Here is a 9,575-nt window from a genome sequence, read left to right as displayed (position 1 = left end):
TCTCTATCGACCCGGCTTGGTGGCGCGGGTTTCGTGTAGGACGCCTCGACCGAAGACGGTAGGCGAGGGTCGGGCCAGCCGCGTGGGCAGGCCCGACGGATCGATCAGGCGAGCTACAGGTTGGTCGCCGAGAGCTTGCCGTCGCGGCCGCTCTCGAGGTCGTAGGAGACCTTCTGGCCTTCAGCGAGGCCCATGATGCCGGCAGCTTCGAGCGCGGTGGCGTGGACAAACGCGTCCTTGCTGCCGTCGTTCGGGGCGATGAAGCCGAAGCCCTTGGTGGAGTTATAGAATTTCACGGTGCCATTGATCATGACGGTAACTTTCGATTGTGAGGCCGCGCCCATGGGGCGAACGCACTCGTTCCTTCGCAGCGACACGCTGCGAGGGTCTAGACGTTCGCAAATCAGGGAAACCAAACAACCGGCAAGCCGGACGATCAGAAGCCAACGATGGCTGTAACGTACAGCCGCTATATGGGCGTCAAATGCGCCAATATCAAGGGCATAGATCAAATGAGAGGAATTGGAGACTTTGTACGTACGGCCCGGAGGCGCGTCGCATCGAGGAATATTTGAGCTCGCGGAGGTGTTCGTTCAGCCCTTCACCGGTGCTGCCGCGACTAGTTGCGCCAGAGCGCTGCCCCAGCGCTAGGGGCGGACGAACAGCCCGCCCGGGCCCACATGCATGTTGGTGAGCTCCCGTTCGCCGCGGCTCAGCCGCCAGTCGAGCAGCCGCCGCGCATAGTCGAGAGCCACCTGGGTGTAAGCCGGGTCATCGGCGAGGTTGACCTGTTCGTGCGGATCGCTGGCGATGTCGAACAGCAGCGGCGGTAGCGCCGCGAAATGCACGTATTTGTACTTGTCGTCACGGATCACCGCATAGGCGCACTGGTCCGACGCGATGCCCAGCGCCGCCTCCGGCCGCTGCGTCCGCACGTCGCGGAAATCGTGCTCGAAGAACACCGCGTCGCGCCAGTTCTCCGGCGTCTCGCCCCTCAGGAACGGCAGGAGCGACGCGCCATCGCAGCCGCGCGGGATCTCGAGCCCGAGCCAGTCGAGCACCGTCGGCATCACGTCGATCGCTTCGGAGAATGCTTCTACGCGCCGCCCGCGACCGGCATCCGCTTCAGGCCGGGGATCGCGGATCACCAGCGGCAGGTGGAAGGCCGGATCGAAGTAGATTTCCTTGCCCCACACATAGTGCTCGCCCAGCATCTCGCCGTGATCGGAGGTGACGATGATCAGCGTCCGGTCGTATTGCCCAGTGTCCTTGAGGTGCCGGACCATCCGGCCCAGTTGCGCATCCACCTCGGCGATCAGCCCGTAATAGGTCGCCCGCATCTGGCGGATCTCGAGGTCGTCGGCGGCGACAATGTCGAGCGGGTTGTGCTCGTCATAGGCGCCGGGCTGGCGCAGTGCATCGATGGCGAAATCGAGCAGCGGATGCTGCTTCGCCTCGGCCTCGGGCGAAGCGGCGCGCACCGGGAACTCGACATCGGCCGGGTGCACCATCGCGTTGTAGGGCTCCGGTGCGATCAGCGGCGGGTGCGGGCGGTAGAACACGAAATGCGCGAACCACGGCTTGTCCTCGCGCACCAGCAGCCATTTCAGGAACGCGTCGGTGAGGAAGGCGGTCTCGCTCTCCCCGGCCTTGAACAGCGTGGGGGCATAGCGGAACCCGCGATCGGCGGGCCGGGCAACGCCCGGTCGCGGCCGGAAGACGTCGTCGCGCCCGTTCGGAAGGTCGTAGCCGCGGGCGATCAGGTCTGCCACCCACTTGCCCATGTCCTCGGGCAGGTGGAGCGGGGTCGTGAACCCCTGCATCACCCCCTCGTCATAGGCGGTGAGCGCCGGATCGTTCGGGTGCAGGCCGCGCGGGTCGGGGCTGGTATCGGTGTAGCCGAACAGCGCCGGCTCGTAGCCGGCCTTCCGCGCCTCGAGCGCGATATTGGTGTGGCGCCGGTCGAGCGGCGTACCGTTCCGCCCGGACCGGTGGTTCATCAGGTACTTGCCGGTAAGGAGGCTCGTCCGTGACGGCCCGCAGGGCGTGCACTGGCCGAAATGCCGGGTGAAGGTCACCGCATCGGCCATCAGCGCATCGAGGTTCGGCGTCCGGACGTTCCTGTGCCCGAGCCCGGAGATGCAGTCGCCCCGCCACTGGTCGGCGCAGATCAGGAGGATATTGGGGCGTTCGGTCATCAGGCAGCTCTCTCGGCAGGGCGTCGCGGCACCCCTTGATGCCCTAGAGACGCTGCGCCGGGAAGTAGGGGCTGTCGGGATTTACGTCGAACTCGACGACGTCGACGCAGGCCTGAGGCGCCGCGTGGCCGCTGCCGGTGTGCCAGGGACCATCGCGCAGGGTCACATCGCTGACCATGCCGAGCGACAGGCAGCGCCATTCGCCGCCCGGCGGCAGGCGCGAGTTGCTCTCGCCGGCGAACTGGAAGGTCAGCGCCTTCTCCTCACCGCCGGTGTGCCCGAGAATGACCGGGCAGAGTTCGCGCCGCCGTCCCCTGTAGGTGCAGAGAATCTGCTTTCTGGCCGCCATCGCCTGGCGAAACAGCTCGTAGGTCGCGCTCGGCATCAGCAGGCCACCACATTTACCGCGAGCCCGGCCTGGCTGGTTTCCTTGTAACGCTCGGACATGTCACGTCCGGTCTGGCGCATGGTCTCGACGCAGACATCGAGCGACACCTTGTGCGTGCCGTCGCCCTTCATGGCGAGCGAGGCCGCGGTCACCGCCTTTACCGCGCCGAAGGCGTTGCGCTCGATGCAGGGGATCTGCACCAGCCCCGCCACCGGGTCGCAGGTCATCCCCAGATGATGCTCCAGCGCGATCTCGGCGGCATTCTCCACCTGCGCCGGAGTGCCGCCCATGGCCGCACAGAGCGCCGCCGCGGCCATTGCCGAAGCCGAGCCGACCTCGCCCTGGCAGCCGACTTCGGCGCCCGAGATCGAGGCGTTGTGCTTGATGATGCCGCCGATCGCGGCAGCGGTCAGCAGCATGTCGTGCATGCTGGCGCGCGACGCGCCGGCCTCGAACTGCTGGTGGTATTTCAGCACCGCCGGGATGACGCCGGCCGCGCCGTTGGTCGGGGGCCGTCACCACGCGGCTCCCCGCGGCATTCTCCTCGTTCACCGCCATGGCAAAGACGCTGAGCCAGTCGTTGCCCAAAAGCGGGCTCGTCTCGTTGCGCTGCCAGGCGGCGCGCAGTTGTTCGTGGATGGCCTTGGCGCGGCGGTTGACGTTGAGCCCGCCGGGCATGATGCCGTCGGTGCGGAGCCCGCGCTCGATGCAGCCGTCCATCGCCGCCCAGAGCCTGTCGAGGCCGGCATCGAGCGCCCTGCGGCCGATCCGCGCCTCCTCGTTGGCCCGCTTCATCTGGGCGATCGAGAGACCGGAGGCGCCTGCCATGTCCAGCATCTGGGCGGCGTTCTCGAAAGGGTAGGGGACCGCCGCCCCGCCGACCGGCACCTGACCGCGCTCGAACTCGGCCTCGCTGACGACGAAGCCGCCGCCGACCGAATAGTAGATACGGCGGAGCAGCAGCGTGCCGTCCGCATCATAGGCGAAGAACTGCAGGCCGTTGGTGTGGCCGGGGAGCCGTTCCTTCCGGTCATAGACGAGGTCGTGTGCCGGCCGGAAGCGATAGGCCGGGTGCCCTTCGGGATGCACCACGCCCTCGGCCTCGACCCCTGCCACCAGCGCATCGATGCGGTCCGGATCAACCTGGTCCGGCCGCAACCCGCAGAGCCCCAGCACCACCGCCCGGCCGGTGCCGTGGCCGACCCCGGTATAGGCGAGCGAACCATGTAGGCTCACCCTGAGCGCAGCGACCACCGCGCCTGGCGGCCGCGGCCAGTCGCCGGTGCGAATCTCGTCGAGAAACCGCACCGCGGCGCTCATCGGCCCCATGGTGTGCGAGCTGGATGGACCGATGCCGACCTTGAAGACGTCGAATACCGAGAGGAACATCAGGCCTCAAATGTGGTGCGGGCCGAGCATAGCCGCAACCCGATGGCACGTCTGCTGTTCGTGCGGCAGGCGCATCGGCTTGCCAGGTTGCCATGTCCCGCCCTGTGCACCTATGAAAATGAACTGACGCCCGGGACGGAACGGAGCACCGCGTCCCCAGTGTATCGAAGGAGCATTCATGAGCGGCGCATTCACCGGCAAGACCATCGCCATCACCGGCGCAGCGGGCGGCATCGGCCAGTGGCTCTGCCGCTTCTTCGGCGAGGAAGGCGCAACCATCGCGGCGCTCGATCGCAGCGAGGGGGTGCACGACCTCGTCGATACGCTGGGCAAGGACGGCATCGCGGTGAAACCGGCGGTCGTCGATATAGCGGACGCGGCCGCGGTGAAGGCGGCGTTCGCCGGTTTCGGCGAGGTGCATGTCCTCATCAACAACGCCGGGGTGTCGCGCTACAAGACACTGGGCCAGACCGATCCCGAGGGCTGGCGCGACGATATCGATGCCAACCTCAACGGCGCTTATGCCTGCGCCCGCGCAGTGTTGCCGCAGATGGTGGAGCGGCGCGCGGGCAACATCGTCAATGTCGGCTCGGTCAACGGCCTCTCGGCGCTCGGCGACCCCGCCTACAGTGCCGCCAAGGCCGGCATGATCTCGCTCACCCGGTCGCTGGCGCAGGAATATGGCCGCTACGGCATCCGCGCCAACATCGTCCTGCCCGGCACCGTGCGCACTCCGATCTGGGACGAGCGCAAGGCCAAGGACCCGAACGTCTTGAAGACGCTGGAGCGCTGGTATCCGCTCGGCCGCATCGTCGAGCCCTATGAGGTGGCGCGGGTGATCCCCTTCCTCGCCTCGGACGCGGCGAGCGCTGTGACCGGTGCCGCCATCCCGGTCGATTGCGGGCTCACCGCCGGCAACATCGTCATGGCGCGCGAGCTGACGCTAGAAGATTTCTGACCAGGCACGACGTGCCGGCGGGGCAAGGCCCGTCGCCCCAGCCCTTTTCCCCTAAGGAGAGGGGGCGCTGCGGCAGCCGCCTGCCCAACTTCAGTGATGATGCCCATGATGCCCGCCCAGGACGAACGGCTCCTCGAACGGCCGGCGGCTGACTTCCATCGCCTTGCCGCCCAGATACACCGATACCGGCTGCAGCAGCGTCGTCCCCTGCCGCTTCAGCCCGACCACGTCCTCGAACACATAATTGCTGTCGACCTGCCGCAGCACCGTGATATCGGCCGGCGCGCCGACCCCGAGATGCCCGAGCTCCGGCTTCCGGATCGCCAGCGCCGGGCGGCTTGTCGACATGCCGATCACCTCGGGCAGCGACAGCCCGCAATTCAGCAGCTTGCTCATCGTATGCAGCAGGTCGAACCCCGGTCCCTCGACCGCGATCACATGCACATCCGATGAAATGAGGTCCGGCGGGAAGCCGGCCATCAGCGCCGTCTCGGCGGTCTCGTAGCCGAAGGCGCCCATTCCATGGGCAATGTCGAACAGCACGCCACGCTCGCGCGCTGCGACAATCTCGGGGAGGATCCTGCCATCCGCCCCGAGCGCCGAGTTCGGCTCCGGCCGGTAGCAATGGGTCAGGATATCGCCCGGCCGCAGCATCGAGACGACATCGGCATAGCTCGGGGGCGGCCCGCCGATATGGGTCATCAGCGGCAGCCCGACGGCCTCTGCCGCCTCGAGCGCCAGTTCCAGCGCGCCGAGCCCGAGTTCCCCCGTCACCGGCCCGCCGATCCGCACCTTCACCCCGATGATGCGGTCGCGGTTGGCCTCGATCTTCGCGACGCACCGGTCCACCGGCAGCATCGAGCGCAGCGTTGCCTCGCCGATCGAGACGCCCTTGTCGAAGCCGAAAATGCCGGGGAACGAGATGTTGAGGAAGGCCAGGATCCGATACGGCGAGTGGATCATCACGTAGTCGCGGAACCCGTCATAGTTCCCGGCCCCGGCGCTCCCCGCGTCGACCAGTGTCGTGGTCGCCGAACGCCGCGCGATGAAACCCGGATCGACGCTCAGCGAAGTCGCCTTGTGGTAGACATGGGTGTGGATATCGATCAGCCCCGGCGCGACGATGGCGCCGGCTACATTCTCGACCTTCGCCCCTGCGGTCGCGAGGTCCTTCCCCACCGCAGCGATCCTGCCGCCCCTGATCGCCACATCAAACAGCCCGTCGACGCCGTTGCGCTCATCAAGCACGCGGCCGCCCTTGAGGACGATGTCGAAGCCTTGTCCAACGGCGGGTTCAGTCATCGATAGTCTCCGGGTGCATATGGCGCCGCCACCCGCTTTTCGTTGATCGATGGCTCGGCTGCAAGCATGATCCCGAGGCTGTTCACCGCTGCCCCCATCCTCCTCGCGTTTACCCCCGATTGGCTGGTCGGCAGCACCGGCCCCCTGGGCGCCGGCTTGCCCTTGGCCCGCCTCCTCGTGCACCATCCGTGGGACACGAGGAGGGTTACGATGAGTTTCGGCATATCCGGGGTCTATTGCGCTGCGGTCACGCCGCTCAACGCCGATCTCAGCCCCGACCTGAAGCGGGTCGGGGAGCATTGCCTCGGCCTCCTGGCCGATGGCTGCCACGGCATCGCGCTGCTCGGCACCACGGGCGAGGCGAACTCGTTCTCGGTCGCCGAGCGCAAGGCCATCCTCGAAGCCGCCCTCGCGGCCGGCGTCACCCCTGAGCAGCTGGCCCCGGGCGTTGGTGTCGCTGCCATCCCCGATACGGTCGAACTGGTCCGGCACGCGCTCGGCACCGGCGTCACCCGGGTGGTGATGCTGCCGCCGTTCTACTACAAGGGCGTCAGCGATGACGGGATCTTCGCTGCCTATGCGCGGATCATCGAAGTGGTCGCCGATCCGCGGCTGAAGGTGGTGCTCTACCACATCCCGCAGACCTCGGCCGTGCCGCTCAGCCGGCCGCTGGTCAAGCGTTTGATCGCCGCCTTCCCCGATACCGTCATCGGGCTCAAGGATTCCTCGGGCGATTACGGCAACATGCAGGGCCTCGTCGAAGACAATCCGGGCTTCGCTGTGATGGTGGGTGCTGATCCCTTGTTCCTGCCCTTCCTCAAGATCGGCGGCGCCGGCTGCATCACGGCAACCTGCAACCTCGTTCCGGGCGCGCTGCGCACCGTCTACAATCACCACGCCGATCCTGCCCGTGCCGCAGAGGTCGACGTGGCGCAGACGCGGCTCGAGGCGGCGCGGGCCCTGCTCAACGCCTACGGACAGATCCCGACCATCAAGGCCGTCTTCGCCGACCGCTCGGGCGATCCCGGCTGGAGCCGCGTCCGCCCGCCGCTGATGCCGTTCGACCCGGCGAGGCTCGGCGAGTTGCGCCAGCGGGTGGCGGCGCTTCCGGGGTAGCAGCGGCGGACGTTGCAGGCGGCGACGCTGCGCCTTACCTCTGGGGCCAATTGCTCAGGACCCCCAGCATGGACGCCGAGACTATCGCCAACCCAAGCGCTTTGCCCACTGGCCTTGCGATCAAGACCGAGATCGTGGTGATCGGGGCAGGGCAGGCGGGGCTGTCCTCGGCTTACTACCTCAAGCACCGCGGCCTTGATGTCGGGCGCGGCTTCGTCGTCCTCGACCAGTCGCCCGAGGCGGGCGGCGCCTGGCAGTTCCGCTGGCCCTCGCTCACCCTCAGCACGGTCAACCGGGTGCACGACCTGCCGGGCATGCGGTTTTCCGATGCGGTCGATACCAGTGCCGACAGCGTCGAGGCGGCTGTCGCCGTGCCGCGGTATTTTGCGGCGTACGAGAGGCAGTTCGGGCTCAATGTCTATCGGCCGGTGAAGGTCAAGGTGGTGTGCGCGCGCGGCGAGCGGTTCCGCATCGAGACCGACCGCGAGACCTTCTCGGCGCGCGGCATCATCAATGCCACCGGCACCTGGCAGACGCCCTATATCCCGGATTATCCGGGCCGGGAGAAATTCCGCGGCCGCCAGCTCCATACCCGCGACTACCGCACCGCCGCCGAGTTCGCCGGCCAGCATGTGGTGATCGTGGGTGGCGGCATCTCGGCCATCCAGCTGCTCAACGAGATTTCACAGGTGACCATAACCACCTGGGTGACGCGACGGCCGCCCGAGTTCCGCAGCGGTCCGTTCAACGAGGAGGCGGGGCGGGCGGCGGTGAAACTGGTCGAGGACCGGGTGCGGCAGGGCCTGCCGCCGAACTCGGTGGTTTCCGTCACCGGCCTGCCGCGCAGTCCCTTGATCGAGGCGATGGAGGCGCGCGGCGTGCTGAGGCGCCTGCCAATGTTCGCCGAGATCACCGAGAGCGGCATCCGCTGGGCCGATGGCACCGAGCAGCGGGCCGACGTGATCCTCTGGTGCACCGGGTTTCGCTCGTCGCTCGATCATCTCGCGCCGCTGATGCTGCGGGAGCCGTCGGGCGGCATCGTGATGGGTGGCCGGCTTGCGACGCAGGTGGCGAAGGACCCGCGGATACACCTCGTGGGCTATGGCCCGTCAGCGTCGACCATCGGGGCCAATCGGGCGGGCTCGGCGGCGGCGAGTGAGTTGATGGGGACGCTGGGGTTGTAGTCGCGTGGGCCGGTGGCTGTGGACCCCACCCCTGTCCCCTCCCCCTCAACAAGGGGAGGGAGACGCTGCCGGTGGAGTCGGTGTTTTCGTCTCCCTCCCCATTCTTAGGGGGAGGGGACAGGGGTGGGGGTCGGCTCGCACCAGCTCAGAGGCAGGCAAGAAAAAGGGCGCCCACCGGGGCGCCCCTCTTCGTTCCGTGTCCGAACCCTACTTCTGGATACAGGTGTCCGCAGTGTCCTTGGTGCACTCGTCGAGGCCGGTGAACACCGGGTCCTCGACCGGCTTGCCGGCGATCAGGTCGAGCATCACCGCGGGCGCCTTGTAGCCCATCTCGAACGGCCGCTGGCCCACCAGCGCGGTCACGAGGCCCTCCTTGGCGATCGCCACTTCGTCGCCGATCGTATCGGCTGCTCCGATCGCGAACTCGTTCTTCGCAATCTTGTCGGCCATCGGCTTGAACAGGTCGCGATAGGGCTGCGGGGCGCCGAACAGCGGCCAGCCGCCCATGATGCCGAAGGCAACGAGGTCGGGGTTGGCGGCGAGGATATCGCTCATCGCCTGCACGCCCTTGGCGCCGTCGTCATTGGTGAACACCGGGCAACCGGAGACCTCCGTCCAGCCGCCTTCACCGGCGAGTGCCGTTAGGCCTTCCTGGCCCGACAGCGCGTCGCGCATGCCCTGCGCGCGGCGCAGGATGTTGTCTGCCGCCGGGTTGCCCTCGATGGTGCAGATCTTGCCGCCGGCCGGGATCGCCGCCTTGATGTACTCGCCGATCTTCTTGCCCATCGTGTAGTTGTCGGTGCCCAGATAGGTCTTGCGCAGCGCCGCATCTTCCTTGGCGAGGTCGGCGTCGAGCGTCATCACCGGGATGGTCGGGTTGGCCGTGCGGAGGGTCTGGGCGATGAGCGGCGCGTTGGACGGCGAAATCGCCATCGCAACGGTGGTCGACTTGCTCAGCATGTCCTGAACGATTTGCGCTTCGCCGGCTTCATCGGACGTCGAGGCGGGGCCGGTGTAGAAGCATTCGTACTCGGAAGTGG

General features: G+C 67.4%; 8 protein-coding genes and 1 pseudogene. 3 read left to right on the top strand and 6 right to left on the bottom strand.

The window, feature by feature from the left end:
• Positions 1–113: 113 nt before the first annotated feature.
• The 4 genes and pseudogenes from JWQ89_RS10900 to JWQ89_RS10885 form a co-directional block, all read right to left on the bottom strand.
• Positions 114–311 carry a cold-shock protein gene (locus tag JWQ89_RS10900; protein WP_299640902.1) on the bottom strand — a complete coding sequence of 66 codons (198 nt, stop codon included), beginning with the start codon at positions 309–311 and terminating at the stop codon, positions 114–116.
• A gap of 336 nt (positions 312–647) precedes the next feature.
• Positions 648–2,198 carry an alkaline phosphatase family protein gene (locus JWQ89_RS10895; RefSeq protein ID WP_299640900.1) on the bottom strand — a complete coding sequence of 517 codons (1,551 nt, stop codon included), beginning with the start codon at positions 2,196–2,198 and terminating at the stop codon, positions 648–650.
• 43 nt (positions 2,199–2,241) lie between these two features.
• Entirely contained in the window at positions 2,242–2,583 is a 342-nt protein-coding gene (locus tag JWQ89_RS10890; RefSeq protein ID WP_299640898.1) for a hypothetical protein, read from the bottom strand.
• Positions 2,583–3,975: pseudogene (locus JWQ89_RS10885) on the bottom strand (L-serine ammonia-lyase). Before JWQ89_RS10885 ends, JWQ89_RS10890 begins: the two are co-directional and overlap by 1 nt.
• Before the next feature lie 178 nt (positions 3,976–4,153).
• On the opposite strand from JWQ89_RS10885, the gene JWQ89_RS10880 reads away from it, so the two are divergent.
• Positions 4,154–4,933, top strand: coding sequence for an SDR family oxidoreductase (locus JWQ89_RS10880; protein ID WP_299640897.1), 780 nt, complete (start codon positions 4,154–4,156; stop codon positions 4,931–4,933).
• A gap of 90 nt (positions 4,934–5,023) precedes the next feature.
• Here JWQ89_RS10880 and JWQ89_RS10875 read toward each other — a convergent pair whose 3' ends face one another.
• A complete protein-coding gene (locus JWQ89_RS10875; RefSeq protein ID WP_299640895.1) occupies positions 5,024–6,235 on the bottom strand; it encodes an amidohydrolase/deacetylase family metallohydrolase in 1,212 nt (403 codons plus the stop codon).
• 210 nt (positions 6,236–6,445) lie between these two features.
• Here JWQ89_RS10875 and JWQ89_RS10870 point away from each other — a divergent pair, with 210 nt between their 5' ends.
• Complete coding sequence (locus tag JWQ89_RS10870) at positions 6,446–7,351, top strand: dihydrodipicolinate synthase family protein (RefSeq protein ID WP_299640904.1); 906 nt, start codon at positions 6,446–6,448, stop codon at positions 7,349–7,351.
• Between the two features lie 68 nt (positions 7,352–7,419).
• Positions 7,420–8,535 (top strand): NAD(P)-binding domain-containing protein, encoded by a 1,116-nt coding sequence (locus JWQ89_RS10865; RefSeq protein ID WP_299640893.1) that lies wholly within the window; start codon positions 7,420–7,422, stop codon positions 8,533–8,535.
• Positions 8,536–8,742: 207 nt separating this feature from the next.
• Here the strand turns inward: JWQ89_RS10865 and JWQ89_RS10860 are convergent.
• Positions 8,743–9,575: substrate-binding domain-containing protein (locus JWQ89_RS10860; RefSeq protein WP_299640891.1), on the bottom strand; the 833-nt coding region annotated here is incomplete at its 5' end.

This window comes from Devosia sp. (assembly GCF_028290645.1).
In the GTDB taxonomy this organism is placed as follows: Bacteria; Pseudomonadota; Alphaproteobacteria; order Rhizobiales; family Devosiaceae; genus Devosia_A.
This window is presented reverse-complemented; position numbering and strand designations above follow the sequence as displayed.

What these genes read in the sequence shown, in the direction of transcription:
- JWQ89_RS10900 (WP_299640902.1), bottom strand. Translation starts at nt 311, where the DNA reads ATGATCAATGGCACCGTGAAATTCTATAACTCCACCAAGGGCTTCGGC.
- JWQ89_RS10895 (WP_299640900.1), bottom strand. Translation starts at nt 2,198, where the DNA reads ATGACCGAACGCCCCAATATCCTCCTGATCTGCGCCGACCAGTGGCGG.
- JWQ89_RS10890 (WP_299640898.1), bottom strand. Translation starts at nt 2,583, where the DNA reads ATGCCGAGCGCGACCTACGAGCTGTTTCGCCAGGCGATGGCGGCCAGA.
- JWQ89_RS10880 (WP_299640897.1), top strand. Translation starts at nt 4,154, where the DNA reads ATGAGCGGCGCATTCACCGGCAAGACCATCGCCATCACCGGCGCAGCG.
- JWQ89_RS10875 (WP_299640895.1), bottom strand. Translation starts at nt 6,235, where the DNA reads ATGACTGAACCCGCCGTTGGACAAGGCTTCGACATCGTCCTCAAGGGC.
- JWQ89_RS10870 (WP_299640904.1), top strand. Translation starts at nt 6,446, where the DNA reads ATGAGTTTCGGCATATCCGGGGTCTATTGCGCTGCGGTCACGCCGCTC.
- JWQ89_RS10865 (WP_299640893.1), top strand. Translation starts at nt 7,420, where the DNA reads ATGGACGCCGAGACTATCGCCAACCCAAGCGCTTTGCCCACTGGCCTT.